7 protein-coding genes are annotated in these 17,147 nt (G+C 39.9%); 4 read left to right on the top strand and 3 right to left on the bottom strand.

The window, feature by feature from the left end; genetic code table 11:
- Nucleotides 1-245: 245 nt before the first annotated feature.
- Together PARA125_RS09970 and PARA125_RS05420 are read right to left on the bottom strand one after the other, a co-directional pair.
- The gene (locus PARA125_RS09970) at nt 246-1,097 is read right to left on the bottom strand and encodes an alpha-1,2-fucosyltransferase (RefSeq protein ID WP_213157712.1); all 852 of its coding nucleotides are present in this window, start codon (nt 1,095-1,097) and stop codon (nt 246-248) included.
- Nucleotides 1,094-2,236: a glycosyltransferase family 92 protein gene (locus PARA125_RS05420; protein ID WP_213157711.1), complete on the bottom strand. Its 1,143-nt coding sequence runs from the start codon at nt 2,234-2,236 to the stop codon at nt 1,094-1,096. The genes PARA125_RS09970 and PARA125_RS05420 overlap by 4 nt, the downstream gene beginning before the upstream one ends.
- Nucleotides 2,237-2,721: 485 nt before the next feature.
- On the opposite strand from PARA125_RS05420, the gene PARA125_RS05415 reads away from it, so the two are divergent.
- The gene (locus PARA125_RS05415) at nt 2,722-3,234 is read left to right on the top strand and encodes a hypothetical protein (RefSeq protein WP_213157710.1); all 513 of its coding nucleotides are present in this window, start codon (nt 2,722-2,724) and stop codon (nt 3,232-3,234) included.
- Nucleotides 3,235-3,360: 126 nt separating this feature from the next.
- Here PARA125_RS05415 and PARA125_RS05410 read toward each other — a convergent pair whose 3' ends face one another.
- Complete coding sequence (locus PARA125_RS05410) at nt 3,361-4,269, bottom strand: hypothetical protein (RefSeq protein ID WP_213157709.1); 909 nt, start codon at nt 4,267-4,269, stop codon at nt 3,361-3,363.
- Between the two features lie 526 nt (nt 4,270-4,795).
- Between PARA125_RS05410 and PARA125_RS05405 the strand changes: the two genes are divergently transcribed.
- The 3 genes from PARA125_RS05405 (at nt 4,796) to PARA125_RS05395 (ending at nt 16,898) form a co-directional block, all read left to right on the top strand.
- Nucleotides 4,796-10,873 (top strand): HEAT repeat domain-containing protein, encoded by a 6,078-nt coding sequence (locus PARA125_RS05405; protein WP_213157708.1) that lies wholly within the window; start codon nt 4,796-4,798, stop codon nt 10,871-10,873.
- Nucleotides 10,874-11,036: 163 nt separating this feature from the next.
- On the top strand, nt 11,037-11,231 hold the full coding sequence (locus PARA125_RS05400; protein ID WP_213157707.1) for a hypothetical protein: 195 nt from the start codon (nt 11,037-11,039) through the stop codon (nt 11,229-11,231).
- A 291-nt stretch (nt 11,232-11,522) separates the two neighbouring features.
- Nucleotides 11,523-16,898, top strand: coding sequence for a HEAT repeat domain-containing protein (locus PARA125_RS05395; protein ID WP_213157706.1), 5,376 nt, complete (start codon nt 11,523-11,525; stop codon nt 16,896-16,898).
- Nucleotides 16,899-17,147 lie beyond the last annotated feature (249 nt).

Genomic DNA, 17,147 nt, shown 5'->3' with positions numbered 1-17,147 from the left:
TCCAATCCAAAGCATGGGGGTGGTTACATCCCCAATAGGGGCCAGGCTCCTCTCGCATTAGCTGCAATCACAATTCCGCCACCTATTAAAAGGCGATTTTTTGGGTCTTTGATAAGCTTTTGCAAAATGGACACCGTTACAATCGTGGCGGTTAGATTATCCAAAAAGGATAAGAAGGGAGAGAAAGAAAGTTCACCCTGCACAGCTTACAGAAAAGGGATCAAATTTTTTACCGCAAGGGGCGCTTAATCATCGCATGTAAACCAGTTATCAGGAATTAAATCCCGCGTATCATGGCCCACTTTTGGAGTAAACCATTTTTTTGGCGCTATGACAATCTTGTAAGGATTAGAATTTAAATAGGCAGCCCACCAAGAAAAGGTAGAATTTGAAATAATATTATGTTTACAAAACGACATTAAATAAAAATCATGAATGTAGGATTCCCCTTCTATAAAATGCAAGTTTGGGCGAATTTCGGCTAATTCCTTTTTACACCACTCCATATTATCGGAAAATACAAGGCAATAAGCACTTTCAGGAAAGAAAGATAAAGCCTTTTCCACATAGGATCTCCCATTTAAATAGTAATAGCGGTGTTGGGGATCGCTATCTGCATAAGTCCGTATGTGAATGGCCACTGAACAAGGGTGATAAACAACATCGGGATAACGATTTTTTAAATCGGTTTCTATGCTCTCCAAAGGAGCAAACAATTGGATAATTTCTTCTTTATGTTTTTCAAAGTATTTTTCAGACTGAAAAAAACCCTTAAGTTGCATATTTGGCTGATAGGGGATAGGCGCATAGGCAAAACTCGCTTCAGTGAAAGAATGGAGGGGAACTTTAGGTTCAACTGTCTCTAAGCGCCACAATACAAATCGACGATTTTCTGGAATTCCCAGGGTGGTTAATTTTTTCAAATCGGGAACGGTCACTTTGGCGTGGTGCTCAAGCGCCAAACTTGTGGCAGCCGCAATTTGAAACAATTGATTGCCTAGCTGTCCAGTCATGACAGGGACCACGTAGGGCGTGGCCTGAAGGCAGAACGAGCAAAAAATGAGTCTGAGGATAAATAAGCAATAAAGGGAGTTCATAAAACCTCTTTAAGCTTAGGAAGGAAACGTTGAATGCTAAAATCTTGCTCCGCATGTCCCATTTTCAAAAGATAGTCTACCTTTTCAGCAGGATACTTTTCTCCTACACCCTGGCGCCTTCCTATTTTAACTTGATGAAAATAATCCAGGGTTCTAAACCAGTAGTGATTTAATTGAATATTTTCTACATGGATCTCAGAAACTGTGGTATTAGGAGGCACAATTTGCTTTACTCCATTTACAGTCGTGCAGTGGGGTTTTAAATGAAAATAATGACAACTTACCACAGGAAACTCCACATGAGAAGGCCTCACAATAGCTTTTACATATTGATTTCCATTCCAGCTTGGATCCACAAAATGAGCGGGGAATTTATAGGTTAGATGTTCGGTTAATAAGGCATTTTTAGGGAGAGATTGAATATTGGAAGTGCCAAAAAGTTGCCAATTGATTAAAATTTGGCTAAATGGCTCAAATTCAGCTAAAAACGCCTTCATCGAGGGGTGTTGATGAGGGACAAAAAATTCATCCACATCAATTAAAGCTAGCCACTCTGTTCGATCTTTAGCTTGTTTAAGGCAATCTTCATAGGCTGTAAGTTGGCATGCCGGAAATTTTTTTACACCCCATTCAATAAGTTCTACCTCGCCTGAACGGATGTAGGGTTCTAGAACTTCTAAATAATGGTCAGTACTTAAATGATTATATATCCAAAAATGCTCGGCTCCCAAAAGTTTATGATATTCAATCCACTCTTTTAAGTAGATAGCTTCATTTTGAATAATCGCTCCCACACTCAAAAAATACTTTTGGGAGGGAGTATCCTGTAAACTTCGAGACGTATATACCCATTCAAGTTCAGAGGGCTTTGTAACGACTTTTTTTCCGCAAAATAAAGGCAGGGGATGATTAATAATCCACTGGTTTAAAAAGCTAAGCTCTTGATCGCTTAGTTTGTTTAATCCCGCTTTTAAAAGATCTGAGGGCTCCATCCTTTTCTCTAATCCCGCTATGAAGGGAAGGGGGATGTATTGAGGTGCAAGCTTAGAAGCTTTTTTAATTCCCACAATCAAAAAAGTAAACAGACAAATATAAAAAAAGAGCTTGGGGAATTTATTTGAAAAAAATGCTTTCAACATGGGGAAGACTCCATTATTTTATCCAAGTAATAAGAATAATTGCGCTTTGAGGTGATAGGCTCGCCTGGGTGAAATTTTGCTGTGTGTCCTCTCATTTTTATCGGTGTACCAAGCTTCCTTTGAAAAACTGCATCATTAGTTGCAACTAAATAGCCCAAATTTATATAAGAAAACTTAGCTGCCACACTAGGGGATTTTTGGGAAGCAAAAGTCACCCATGAAAAAGAGGCGAAAAGAGAGGGCATCTTGTGGCTCCATACGGACATTTAGATAGCCTAGTATTTTTTCTTAAATTTTGATGTTTATCAAGAAAAAAATGCTCTTTGCGTAAAGAGAATTTAAACAATTGACCTCTAAATTAAATTGTGACAAACTTTTTGAAAATATCTGCTTAAATAATTTGTTAAGGCAAGTGGGCGGATTGAAAAAAATTAGTAAATTTGTTAAGTTGCCTTCTTAATTCAATTTTTACCAAAGTATCATGTATGGTTCATTTAGCAATTGCAAACGGTAGAACGTATTTCACTGATAATACTTACGATGTTTCATTATTTTATGAAAATCAAGATCCTAATCAGGCTGTTTTAAAGGGGGTCTCTTTCAAAATCTATGAAGGCTGGCTAGCAAAAATTCTGACTTTACTGGGCTTTGCTTCAGAATTTCAAGCAAACATTCAAGGCACAGAAGAAAAACAGACTATTTACGTTAACAAAAATAGCTTTGCTAAATACCTGGCGCGTTCTTATGCCGTATACAAGGGAGGATGGTTACCCCCTAAAGAGTATGTAGAAAGCCTTTTAAACAACTATCCTATCTATTTTGATCCTAAAATTGAAGATATCGAAAGGTTTGTGAGAAAAAATTTCACCCTTTATAAAAAAAGCAGAGAAGCATACAAGGATATAAATGTTTTTCTTGATGGTATGATTGGGGTTATTAAGAGAAGAGAAGATTTCATTGAGAAAAGAGAAGCCCTTGCTTCTCCAAATAATCAGTAGTAGTCCATCCCCAGCCTATTTTTGTGCCCGCAGAGCCAGGGAAGGTAGGCAGCTTTTAAGAGCGATTTTGTTAGGGGTTGTTTTATTTCTACCTATCGAATTAAAGGCGGCAGGCGCTTTTTTAGATTACCGAAGTAAAATTCCCATAAAAATTCCTAAACCACACAGGCCGTTTGCTAAAAAATTGAAATCTTCTTTGTATAATTTTTTTGCCCACATATTGCACAATAAAAATGTTCCCACCGAAAAACAGGGAAATAGCATGCTTTTTTCAAAAGGCAGCGCCAACCTAGTGGCAAAAAGGATAAGACATGTGGCTGCAAAGTTTGCAATTCCGCTTAAACACCCGTAAATGACTTCCGCTTGATTAAAAGGTCTTTTTTCCCTTAAAAAAAGGGCAAATTGAAGGATAAAGGCTGTGCCAAATTGCGCAGGCATAAACCACATATCGTCCATTTCGTTGGCAGAAAAAAAACTAACAGGCCCTTCATCCTGCTGAAATAAAATGCTTCGCCCCTGAATTAAAGTTAGCGCAAGGATTTGCACTGCAAAGCAACCTAGGGCGTATATCAGCCACTTAGAAGAATTTTTAGCTGAGTGCGATGATTCTTTTCTTGCCCCTATAAACAGTCCTCCAACCACGCACAACATCCCTAACAATTGGAAAATACTACAGGAATAGCCACAGCTAGTCCCAAAAATCAAAAAAAGCAAAAAACCGGGGAAAATAGCGCCAGAATTTTGAAAGGCGAAGGTAAGACCTGCAGGTCCATATTTTAAAGCGCGCGAGGTGAGGTGCATTAAGGCAATATTTAATACTCCTACCGATCCTCCAATTGCCAAAATGGCAAAGTTAAGGGGGGAAGACCAAATGGAGGGATAAAAAAAGAGGGCTGTCAGGAAGGCGATTAGATAAAATAAAACCAAAAATCCACTTGGGCTACCCTGCTGTGAGTCTACGGTATTCTTTCGGAAAAATAGGTTTGATAATGCCGAAAAAGCGGAGGCAATAAATGAAATTACGAGTGCGTTCATGCATTATTTTATCCTTTTTAGTTTAATAACATTAATAATAGATAAATAAATAAAATTCAAATAGTGTGTTAATGTTTGTGTTTTTTATTACAATATAAGCATTAAAAAAGGATATTATCCAAAGATACTCTCGGTAAAGAAGAAAATTGCTTTACATTTCCTTTAAAAGGAGAGAGGAGGAGAGATAAATTGAATTTACTGAATACTCTTTGTTAAATTTATGCAACCATTCTTGCACCACGAAGACATCGTTCGCTCTGCCATGTTATTTTACTCATGGAATTGTCTTATAAAATTGAACCATTAAGCGGCGGTTTCTACTTTATTTAGATAGCCGTTTGAAAAAAGCATTTTAAGGGCTCTTCGCGCTTGTCCATCTAGGTGGTCCTGTTTAGATGGGAGCACTATAGGGGCAGGTTATTTACTGCGCTCGCTGTCTATGTAATTATTTTGTTAAATGCTATTTGCCATTAATATTTATCTTGTTATATAATAAATTATTTATTTAATTGCTGAGATAATTGCAATGTGCAACACAAATATTAGCTTTTTATTAAAAGCAGACCAAGTGTCTGATTATATCCCTGGGATAAGTACAATCACTAATTCAGTTAATTTATTCCAAAAATTCGTGGTACTCCCATCGAAGCAAAAGGCAAACGTTTCAAAAAGCCATTACTACGCCTATTTACAGCAAAAAAGCTTTGCTCGCTGTGTTGTGTTGCTAATTCCGGTGATAGGAAATATTATTATAGGAATCTATGATTTTGCTAAGAGCAAACATAACCAAAAGGGAGTAGCCACGCCTACGGCTGCTCAGCCAATCTCTCCTTCCTCTTCAAAATCCTCTCAAAGTAGCTGCCCTCCAGGATCCGTTTCGGAACAAGGGTTTCCTGAGGCTAGTTGTCGTGAACATAGCCTTACAGAATCATTCATGGCGCTTTATCCCGCTTTGGGAATTCACCCTGTGGTTGCTAACCCCCAGGCTAGCGCTGTAAACCCCCAGTTAGTAGGGGAAAATGCTCAGCTGATTGTGCAAGCTATTGCCTTTAATTACTCTCGTACAGCCCCGCCCTCCAGATTATCAGGAATAGAACTTAACAAACGGTTAAAGGAATTGCTGCAACTGAAATGTCCTCACTGCATAAAAGATTTAATAGCTCAAGGACATAAATTTTTAAGAGAGGTAAAAGAGGAAATTTCTTTAGATGGCGTCTTTTATTTAGCCACGGCTTATGAATTATATCGCACCCTTAACATACAAGAATATAGGTACGAACGGCAAGCTTTCGATGAATACCTAGGCAAGTTAGAGGAGAGGCTAGCAGATGGACAAAATTTACTGCATTATTTTGCCGCATATGAAAGTAAAAGTATTTTCATCTATCTCTTTGCCGAAAGACCAAATATACACTCTCATCTTAATGCCTTAGCAGGAAAGACAGTTAAAGAAACGCCTTTACAAGTGGCTATTAGGGCAGGGTCTATATCTATCGCAAACTTTTTGTTTGAACAAGGGGCGGATGTAAAAAAGCCCGATAGCTCCCAAAATAATGTCCTACACCATGCTTGTCTTTCAAAAAAAGATTGCCCTGATCTCGTCCGCACCCTGCTGCGATATGACCCTACTTTTATAGAAGCAAAAAATAGCGATAGCAAAACGCCTTTACACTTAGCTGCACTTGCGGGAAATCAAAAATGTGTTGAATGCTTGCTAGGCCAAACCTCAGGTCAACTCCAGCTGGATCAACAAGATGGAGAGGGAAATACCTCTCTGCATCTAGCAATCATGGGGTGGGGTAAATCTGCTGCTAAGGCAAAAGATCGCTATTGCGCAATTATTCAAACATTGGTGAAAAAAGGGGCCAACTTACATCTCCTAAATAAGGAGAAAAAAACGGCCTTAATGCTTATTTTTGAAAATGAAGCCCTCATACAGGCTTTAGTTCAGGCAAAACTAACTCCAAAAATTCTAGTTAGCTTTCTTCAACACTATTACCTTTCTCGAAATACCCTTTCTATTTTCAAAATTAAATCAAGCCAAGAGTGGGAATTTAAAGCGCCTTTAGAAGAAATCTATGTGCGCTTAGGCATGATTGAGCGCAAAGAAAGAAACGCACTCAACCAGGCCCTGGATAAACATTCCGAGCATTTAGAAGATGCTCGCATTCCGGCTTACGAGACTATTGGGGAATCCAAAGAAAAGATTGAAATCGAAAAGCTTTTTGAGCATAAAAGCTTTGAAGAAAAAGCTCGTAAAAGAGTCTTCATTCAGGGCGCTGCTGGCATTGGGAAGAGCACCCTCTGCCACTATATTAGCTATCACTGGGCAAAGGGAAAGCTTTGGGCAGGCATGTTTGCTTGCCTTTTTTGGATTCCTTTAAGAAATTTGACTTTAAGGAAATATCCCCCCGATAAAGAGTATACTCCAGCTGACCTAATTGCAAAAGAATATGCCGGCAAAATTGATCGCAGGGTGATCGAAGCCTGTATAAACGAACCCACTTTTCTACAAAATACCCTGCTTGTTTTAGATGGGTATGATGAGCTCTCCTCACAGGCCCAAGGGAACACCAGTCTTGCTAAAGCCTTTAAAGAGCTAAAAGAGCTATTCCCCCATATCCTGATTACCTCAAGGCCTGGAGGCTGCTCTTTTGAACACTCTTGTGAGCTAGAGATTTTAGGCTTTGATAAAGAAGAGGTTAAGCGTTATGTCGACAGATTTTTTAAATATGTTCAAGCTGAAGAAAAAAAGCAGAAATTTAACCGTCTATTAAATACTTCTCCTCAGGTGCTAAGCCTGGCGCAAATTCCGATTAACTTAACCCTTCTTTGTTGCCTCTTTAATGAAGATTCACATGTTTTTGATACTGAGCAATCCACTACGATGTCGGCAATTTATGCACGCGTAGTGAATTGGATGTATCAATGGTTTCTCTTGAGAAGAATTGATCAAGGTAAATCAGACCAAACTAAAGAGCAAATTTTGACGGAAAAAAATCTGCGCCAAAATAAAGACGTCGCTAAAATTGCCGCCATTTTTGAAAAAATGGCCGACTTTGCAATGAAAAACGATATACTTTATTTAAGCAAGCAAGAAATCGAAGGCTTTAGAGGCAACAAAATCTCATCCAATGAGCTTACAGATTGTGGGTTGATGCGTATTCCTAAAGAGGAAACTGCAGCTGAACAAAAAGGGTATTTTATCCACTTAACCTTCCAAGAGTTTTTAACCGCTTCAAAAGTTGCCAATCAATACCTTAAGGGAGAAAGACAAGCGTGCCAAACATTTGTGCGCAATTACAAGTTTGAACCCCGCTACGCTCTCGTCTTGCGCATGATTGCCGGATGTCTTTCTCTTGCCACTTCAGGTAATCGTCAATATGTGGATGCACTCCAAAATTTTTTTGACGATCTTTTTGCTGCACCCCAAGACTTAGCTGTCAGTAGCGAACTTACTTTAATTGCAGAGTGCTTTGAAGAATGCCAAGATCCTAGTGTAGTGAAGCAGTACGATGGCTTTATTGAGCTTGTAAAAGACTATATGAAGTCTCTCTGTTTGCTAGGCTTAAACTTTGAACGATTGTTTAGCAATAAAAAACTTTTTAGCCATCCCGAAATAGTACGTACTATCGGAGAATTGTTATCCGATCGTAATGCAAGAGAAAATATGCTAAACATCTTACTAGGTGCCGCGAGAGCAAGGATAAGCTTAGCTTCAGAAATAGTGGGATTGATTGTTAAGCGACTTAAAGTTCTCAAAGGTTCTATAGCTAAAAGGTATGTTATCGACGTTTTAAAAGAGCTAGCAAGGCAAGGAGCTGAACTTCCGGAAGAAGCGTTAGCTGCTCTCATCCAAGCTCTCAAAGAAGGCGATAGTTCGACTAAAGGTTATGCTACTAGTGCCCTAAAGACAATAGCAGAGCAGGGAGGTGAGCTTCCTGAAGAAGTACTAACAATTCTCATTCAAAGGCTCAAAGAAGGCGATGCTTGGATTAAAGATGATGCTGCTTGTGCTCTAAAGGCAATAGCGAAACGAGGAAATGAGCTTTCTAGAAAAATATTAGCAGCTCTCATCGAGGCGTTCAAAGAAGGCAATAGATATGTTAAAAGTTGGTTCATTGGTGCTCTAGGAGAAATAGCAGAACAAGGAGGGGAGCTTCCGAAAGAAGCTTTAGCCATTCTTATCCAAGCCCTTAAAGAAGGCACTAGAAATACTAAAGATTTTGTCGCTATTTTTCTAGCAGCAATGGCAAAACAAGCAGGCGAGCTTTCGGAAGAAGTGCTAGCTGCTCTCATCCAAGTTCTTAAAGAAGGCGATGAAGATACTAAAGATTGTGCTGCTTTTGCTCTAACGATAATAGCGAAACAAGGAGATGAGCTTTCTAGAAAAGCGTTGGCGGCTCTCATCGAGGCGTTCAAAGAAGAAAATGGGCATATTAAAATGGGGTTTGTTAGTGCTCTAGGAGAAATAGTAGAACAAGGAGAGGAGCTTCCGAAAGAAGCATTAATTGTTCTTACCCGAGCTCTTAAAGAAGGCTATAGAGAGACTAAAGAGTTTGCCGCTATTGCTCTAGTAGCAATGACGAAGCAAACAGGAGGGCTTTCGGAAGAAGCGTTAACTATTCTCGTCCAAGCCCTTAAAGAAGGCGATAGAGAGACTAAGCATTTTGCCGCTATTGCTCTAACGTCAATGACGAAGCAAGCAGGAGGGCTTTCGGAAGAAGCGTTAACTATTCTCATCCAAGCCCTTAAAGAAGGTAATTATGAAACTAAATGCTCTGTTGCTAGGGCCCTAGCGGGAATAATAGAACAAGGAGGTGAGCTTCCGAAAGAACCTCTAGCCGCTCTTACCCAAGCTCTTGAAGAAGGTGATCATGAAACTAAATGCTCTGTTGTTAGGGCCTTAGTGGGAATAGCAGAACAAGGAGGTAAGCTTCCGAAAGAAGTTCTAGTCGCTCTTCCCCGAGCTCTTAAAGAAGCCGATCATGAAGCTAAATACCCTGTTGCTAGGCCCCTAGTGGGGATAGCAGAACAAGGATGGGAAATTCCGGAAGAAACCTACGTCTTCAAAGAAGATGATAATAAGACTAGATACTATGCTGCTCGTGTCCTACGAGCAATAGTAAAACAAGGAGATGGACTTCCAGAAGAAACGCTAGCGGCTCTCATTCAAGCTCTCAAAGAAAACAATGATATGATTAAATATTATGCTGCTAGTGTTCTAGGAAAAATAGTAAAGCAAGAAGATGGGCTTCTGGAAGAAATCTTACCAGTTCTTACCCAAGCTCTCAAAGAAAACAATGATATGATTAAATATTATGCTGCTAGTGCCTTAGGAGAAATAGCACAGCAAAGAGGCGAGCTTTCCCCAAAAGCTCTATTCGCTCTTATTCAAGCTTTCACAGAAGGCGATAGTGTGACTAAAAGTTCTGTTGCTAGAGCCTTCGAAGAAATAGCACAGCAAGGAGGCAAGCTTCCAAAAGAAGCCCTAGCAGTTCTCATGCAAGCTTTTGAAGAAGACTATAATCCAGCTAAAAATTATGCTGCTAGAGCCTTAGAAGAAATAGCAAAACAAGGAGGCAAACTTCCGGAAGAAGCCCTAGCAGTTCTCATCCAGGCTCTTGAAGAAGACGATAATCCGGCTACAACTCCTGCTATTAGAGCCTTAGTAGAAATAGCAAAACAAAGGGGTGAGCTTTCCACAAAAGCTCTGTCCGCTCTTGCCCAAACCCTTAAAGCTGACTGTATCTGGGACAAAAGGTATGTTGCCAGTTCCTTGGTAGAAATAGCAAAGCAAGGAGCCAGAATTCCAGAAGAAGTCTTAGCAGTTCTCATCCAAGTTCCCAAAGAAGACGATAGTTCGACTAAAGTTTACGCTACTCGTGCCCTAGAGGCAATAGCAGAGCAAGGAAGTGATCTTCCGAAAGAAGCTCTAGTCGCTCTTACCCAAGCTCTTGAGGATAGCTGGACTAAAAAGTATGCTGCTAGTGCTTTAGGGGAAATAGCAAAACAAGGAGGCAAGCTTTCGGAAGAAGCTCTAGTCGCTCTTATTCAAGCTTTTAAAGATGACTATGCCTCGGATAAAGAGTATACTGCTAGTGCCTTGGTAGAAATAGCGAAACAAGGATGTAAGCTTTCGGAAGAAGCCGTAGTCGCTCTTATTCAAGATTTTAAAGATGACTGTATCTCGGATAAAAAGTATGCTGCTAGTGCCTTGGTAGAAATAGCAAAACAAGGAGATAAGCTTTCGGAAGAAGCGTTAGCTGCTCTCATCCAAGTTATCAAAGAAGCTGATGCTTGGGCTAAAGATTCTGCTGCAGAAGCGCTAAAAAATGTTAACAAAAATGCATTATTAAAAATGAGCAGTAAAGCATTTGCTTTAACTGCTGAAATTTGTTTTTTTACTGGGAATGCTTTTTCAGTTAAAGGCCAAAAAATTCAAATCTCTGATAAAAGAACCACTTGCATCTCCAATGACCAATTAAAATTCAGTTACGAGCAAGCAATAGAAAAGCTACCATTGAAGCTTGCCGAATGGAGGAAACAGCTAGATAGCCTCAGCCCACTAGAAGGTTTTCAGAGACCTACAGAGCGAACTTAATGCCAAAAGGGACTGCTTTTGTCGTGCTCTTAGAGCATTGAGGTAAAAGATAAGGTCTTCTCAATTGCTCACAAAAAAATTATATTGATGGAGAGCTTGTCAATTTTCCGTATGCATCAAATTATGACTTAAGCTTGTTTCTTTTTATAGAAAGCGGCCATCCATGGATTGGAAACAAGAAGTTGAATTGCTAGTGAGCACCCCTTTTCCTTTAACGAAAAAAGAAAAGCATTTGAGGATGCGAGGACGCCCCCCTTACTTTCAGGAATATAAACTGGGCTCATTTTGGCATTTAAGCCAAGCATTCTTGCAATCCTACAGTTTTTCAGGCAGCGTAACAGCTCTCATTGCCGTTTAACCATTCCACAGAACACTAATTGATGTTATTAAAAGGCATTCTTATCTTACCTGTATGCACACAATTTTGTGGTTTTAGCAGCACAAGCTGATGTTCACTCATTAATCGAAAGCTTTTTTATGATTAATTGTTGCCTGTCCATCTAGAAGGTCTTGCTTAGGCGTAGAGCACCACAGAGATAGGTCGTTTACACTCGTTGCTTTTACGACCATTACTATTAAATATTTTGATTGGTATTAATATATAATTTTAATATAATTATTCTTTTAATAATTAAGGTAATATAATTAAATGCATATAAATGCTAGCTTTTTATTAAAAGTAGACCAAGTATCAGACTATATCCCAGGGATAAGCACAATCACTAATTTGGTTGATTTATTTCAAAAATGCGCGGTGCTTCCATCGAAGCAAAAAGCAAATATTTCAAAAAGCCATTATTATACCTATATACAGCAAAAGAGCTTTGCCCGTTGTGGTGTGCTGCTAATCCCTGTGATAGGAAATATTATTGTAGCAACCTATGATTTTGCTAAGAGCAAATATAACCAGAGAGATGCCACGCTTGCGATTGCTCAATCGGTTTCTCTTTCTACTCCAAATCAGCACTCTCCCAAATTTACTCCTAAGGGTTCTGCTGTAGATAAAGGCCGTTGGCTAGGTAAACATGCAGAAAGCTTGGTAATGGGTAAAAGAGAAGCTAGGGTAAGCAACTCTGTTCAGCAAGCCTATTCTAAATCCACCGTTGCGGCAGGGTATGCAGAAGAGACCGCTCGGCAATTAGCTGCAGAGGCCTATGGGAAACAATACCAAGTAAATAGCTCATTCGAACAGTGGTCTTTTAATGAGCCTAATTGCTATAAACACAGCCTTACAGATTCGTATAGCGCTCTTTATCCCGCTTTGCGAGCTAAGACTGGGCTTATTAATGTCCGGGCTAGCGCTAGGGAAATCCATTTAGGCCAGGAAGCTAGCCTGTCTATACAATCTAACCCTGTTATTCACTACCATGCAGCGCCATCTTCCAAATTGCCTGAAGCAGAGCTGCACAAACGGTTAGAAGATTTGCTGGAACTGAAGTGCCCCTGCTGCATAAAAGACTTAATTGCGCAAGGGCACAAATTTTTAGGAGAAGCAAAAGAAAAAGCTTCTCTACCAGGCGTTTTTTATCTAGCCACAGCTTATGAATTATATCATACCCTTAACATACAAGAATATAAGTACGAACGGCAAGCTTTCGAAGCATATTTAGACAAGCTAGAGGAGAGGTTAGTAGATGGGCAAAACTTACTGCATTATTTTGCCGCATATGAAAGTAAAAGTATTTTTACCTATCTCTTTGCCGAAAGACCAAATATCCGCTCCCATCTTAACGTCTTAGCAGGAAAGACAGTTAAAGAAACGCCTTTACAAGTAGCTATTAGAGCAGGATCTATGTCTATCGTACACTTTCTGCTTGAACAGGGAGCGGATTTTAAAAAGCTCGATAGCTGTCAAAATAATGCTCTGCATCATGCTTGCCGGTCCCAAAAAGGTGGCGTCGATATTGTGCATCTTTTATTGCGAAGCGAGCCTATCCTTATAGAAACTAAAAATAGGGATGGTCAGACACCTTTGCATTTAGCCGTATTGGCAGGCAATGCGAAGAAAGTGGAATACTTGCTAGATCAAATTGCAGGCCAAAGTGTTCTGGACTTGCAAGACAAAGAGGGAAATACCCCCTTGCATTTAGCTGCCATGGGAGAGGGGAGACCTTCTAATCAAGCCGCAGAGGACTATGCCGAAATTATTGCCGCCTTAGTAAAAAAAGGGGCCAATCTAAATATTTTAAATTACAAGAAAAAAACGGCCTTAGCGCTTGTATTTGAAAAGACAGCCATTATACAAAGTTTAGTTCAGGCAAACTTAAGTTTCCAACTGCTGATTAGCTTTCTTCAAATCCATTATCTTTCTCAAGACAGCCTTTCTATTTTCAGAATTAAAGCGCAGCAAGAGTGGGAATTTAAGGTTCCTTTAGAAGAAACCTACGTGCGTTTGGGCCTGATTGAGCGCAAGGAAAGAAACACACTCGCCCAGGCCTCGGATAAACATTCCGAGTACTTACAAGATGCTCGCATTCCGACTTACGAAACTATTCTCGAGCCCAAACAAAAGATTGAAATTGAAGAGCTTTTCAAACATACAAGCTTGGAAAAAAAATCTCGTAAAAGAGTTTTCATCCAAGGCGCAGCTGGAATTGGGAAGAGCACCCTCTGCCAATATATTAGCTATCATTGGGCAAAAGGGAAGCTTTGGACAGGCATGTTTACCTGCCTTTTTTGGATTCCTTTAAGAAATTTGAATTTGAAAAAATACCCCGCCGATAAAGAGTATACTCCAGCTGACCTCATTGCAAAAGAATATGCTGGCAAAATTGAACCTAAGATTATTGAAGCTTGCATAAACGATGCCGCTTTTCTACAAAATTCCCTGCTTATTTTAGACGGGTATGATGAGCTCTCAGCAGAAGCCCAAGCAAATACAAGCTTGGCTACTGCTTTTAAGCAGCTAAAAGAGCTATTTCCCCATATTCTGATCACCTCCAGGCCTGGAAGCTGCTCTTTTGAACGCTCGTGTGAGCTAGAAATTTTAGGCTTTGATAAAGAAGGCGTCAATCGTTATATCGACAGATTTTTTAAACACCAGCAAGCCGAAGAGAAAAAAGAAAAACTCTACCATCTATTAAACGCCTCTCCCCAGGTTTTAAGTCTGGCCCAAATTCCGATTAATTTAACCCTTCTTTGCTGCCTCTTTAATGAAGATTCACAGCTCTTTGATACTAAGCAATCCGTTACGATGAGCGCGATTTATGCCCGCGTAGTAAACTGGATGTATCGATGGTTTCTTTTAAGGAGAATTGACCAAGGGCACTCCAGGCAAACTAAAGAGCAAATTTTGGCGGAGAAAAATCTGCGCCAAAATAAAGAAGTCGCTAAAATTGCCACAGCTTTTGAAGAAATGGCCGATTTTGCCATGAAAAACAATACCCTTTATCTAAGTAAGCAAGAAATTGATGACTTTAGGGGTAACAAGATCTCCTCCAATGAGCTTACAGATTGTGGACTGATGCGCCTCCCTGAAGCTGAAGAAAAAGGGTATTTTATCCACTTAACCTTCCAAGAGTTTTTAACCGCTTCAAAAGTTGCCAATCAATACCTCAAGGGAGAAAGACAAGCGTGCCAAACATTTATGCAAAATTACAAGTTTGAACCCCGTTACGCTCTTGTTTTGCGCATGATTGCCGGCAGCCTTTCTCTAACTAATTCAAGTAATCGGCGTTATGCGGATGCGCTCCAATCTTTTTTTGATGACCTTTTTGCTGCACCGCACGACTTAGCTGTCAGTAGCGAACTTACTTTAATTGCCGAGTGCTTTGAAGAGTGTCAGGATCCTAGGGTAGTGAAGCAGTACGAGGGCTTTATTGGGCTTGTAAAAGACTATATGAACTATCTCCATTTACGAGGCTTAGGCTTTGAACGATTGCTTAGTAATAAAAACATTTTTAAACATCCCCAAATAGTGCGTACCGTCGAAGAGTTGTTATCCAATCCTAAGACAAAGAAAAGTATGCTAAGAATCTTACTAAGTATTGTGCAAACAGGATTAAGCTTAGCCTCAGAAATAGTGGGATTGAGTGTGGAGGAATATAAGGTTTCTAAAGATCCTGAAGCTAAAAAGATTGCTATTCATGTTTTAGAAGAAGTGGCATGGCAAGGAGGTGAGATTTCGAAAGAAGGGCTAGCAGCTCTCATCCGAGCTTTCAAAGGAAGCGATCCTTGGCCTAAGCATTTTGCTGCTAGGGCCCTAGGAGTAATGGCAGAAAAAAGCGGTGAACTTCCGGAAGAAGCGTTAGCTACCCTCATCCAAGCTATTAAAGAAGGCGATCCTTGGCTTAAGTGTTCTGCTGCTAATGCCCTAAGAGTAATGGCAGAAAAAAGAGGTGAACTTCCAGAAGAAGCGTTAGCAGCTCTCATCCAAGCTATCAAAGAAGGTGATCCTCGGCTTAAGCGTTCTGCTGCTAGTGCCCTAGGAGTAATGGCAGAAAAAAGAGGTGAACTTCCGGAAGAAGCGTTAGCAGCTCTCATCCAAGTTACCAAAGAAGGCGATCTTTGGTCCAAGCTTTCTGCTGCTAGTTCCCTAGAAGAGATGATAATACGAGGAGGTGAGTTTTCTAAAAAACCGTTAACAGCTCTCATCCAAGTGCTCAAAGAAGGCAATCGAGATACTAAAGATTGTGCTGCTAGAGCTCTAAGAACAAGAATAAAACTAGGAGATGGGCTTCCGAAAGAAGTGCTAGCCATTCTCATCCAAGCCCTGAAAGAAGCCGATAGAAAGACTAAAGGTTATATTGCTAGGGTCTTAGGAGCAATAATAGAGGAAGGAGGTGAGCTTCCAGAAGAAGCGTTAGTTACTCTCATCCAAGCTTTCAAAGAAGGCGGTAGTATGACTAAACTTTACACTACTCCTGCCTTAGGAGCAATGGCAATCCAAAGAGATAGGCTTCCAGAAGAAGCGTTAGCCACTCTCATCCAAGCTTTCAAAGAAGGCGATACAAGGACTAAAAGTTATGTTGCCAGTGCCCTAGAAAAAATAACAAAAAAAAGGAAGGGGCTTCCGGAAGAAGTGCTAGCCATTCTCATTCAAGCTCTTAAAGAAGCTGATAGAGAGACTAAAGGTTGTGCTGCGAATGCTCTAGGAGTAATAATAGAACAAGGATATGAGCCTTCGAAAGAAGCGCTAGCTATTCTCATCCAAGCTTTTAAAGAGGGCGACAGTATGACTAAACTTTGTGCTGCTAGTGCCCTAGGAGCAATAGCAATACAAAGAGATGGGTTTCCAGAAGAAGCGTTAGCTACTCTCATCCAAGCTTTTAAAGAAGGCGATACAGAGACTAAAAGTTATGTTGCCAGTGCTTTAGAAAAAATAACAAAAAAAAGGAAGGGGCTTCCGGGAGAAGTGCTAGCAGCTCTTATCCAAGCTTTTAAAGAAGGCGATACAGGGACTAAAGGTTGTATTGCTAGCACCTTAAGAGAAATAGTAGAAAAAGGAGGTGGGGTCCCAAAAGAAGCTCTAGCAGCTCTCATTCAAGCCCTTAGAGAAGGTGATAGAGAAACTAAACATTGGGCTGCTATTACCCTAAGAGAAATAGTAGAGCAAGGAGGTGAGCTTCTAGAAGAGGCGTTAGCTACTCTCATCCAGGCCTTCAGAGAAGGTGATAGTTCGACTAAATATCATGTTGCTGGTACCTTAGGAGCAATGGCAATACAAAGAGATGGGCTTCCAGAAGAAGCATTAGCAGCTCTCATCCAAGCTATCAAAGAAGGCGATACTTGGAATAAAGGGTCTGCTGCAGAAGCTCTAAAAAAAATTAACAAAAATGCATTATTAAAAATGAGCAGCAAGGCATTTGCTTTAACTGCGGAAGTTTGTTTTTTTACTGAGAACGCTTTTTCAGTTAAAGGCCAAAAAGTTCAAATTTCAGATAAAAGGACCACTTATATCTCCAATAATCAAATAGAACTCAGTTACGAGCAAGCAACAGAAAATTTACCTCTAGAGCTTGCCGAATGGAGGAAACAGCTAGATAGCCTCAGCTCAACGAAAAATTTTCAGAGGCCTACAAACTAACTTAATGCCAAAAGAGGCTGCTTTAAAGCCTTGATATAAAAGATAAAGCCTTTTTAATCGATCGCAAACGAACGTATCGATAATAGGGCATCATTTATTCGTATAAATTAAACCATGAAATAGCAGTAAGGATGGTTATACCTTTATCAAAATTAAAATATGATTTAAAATTACTTCTTTTTATCGAAAATAAGAAGCTGAATTGCAAGTGACTACTAATTTTTTTGGTTAAAAAAGAAAAGCATCTGA

The organism is Parachlamydia sp. AcF125 (assembly GCF_018342475.1).
Taxonomy (GTDB): domain Bacteria; phylum Chlamydiota; class Chlamydiia; order Chlamydiales; family Parachlamydiaceae; genus Parachlamydia.
The sequence above is the reverse complement of the archived record's forward strand: the minus strand, read 5'-3'. Positions and strand labels throughout refer to the sequence as shown.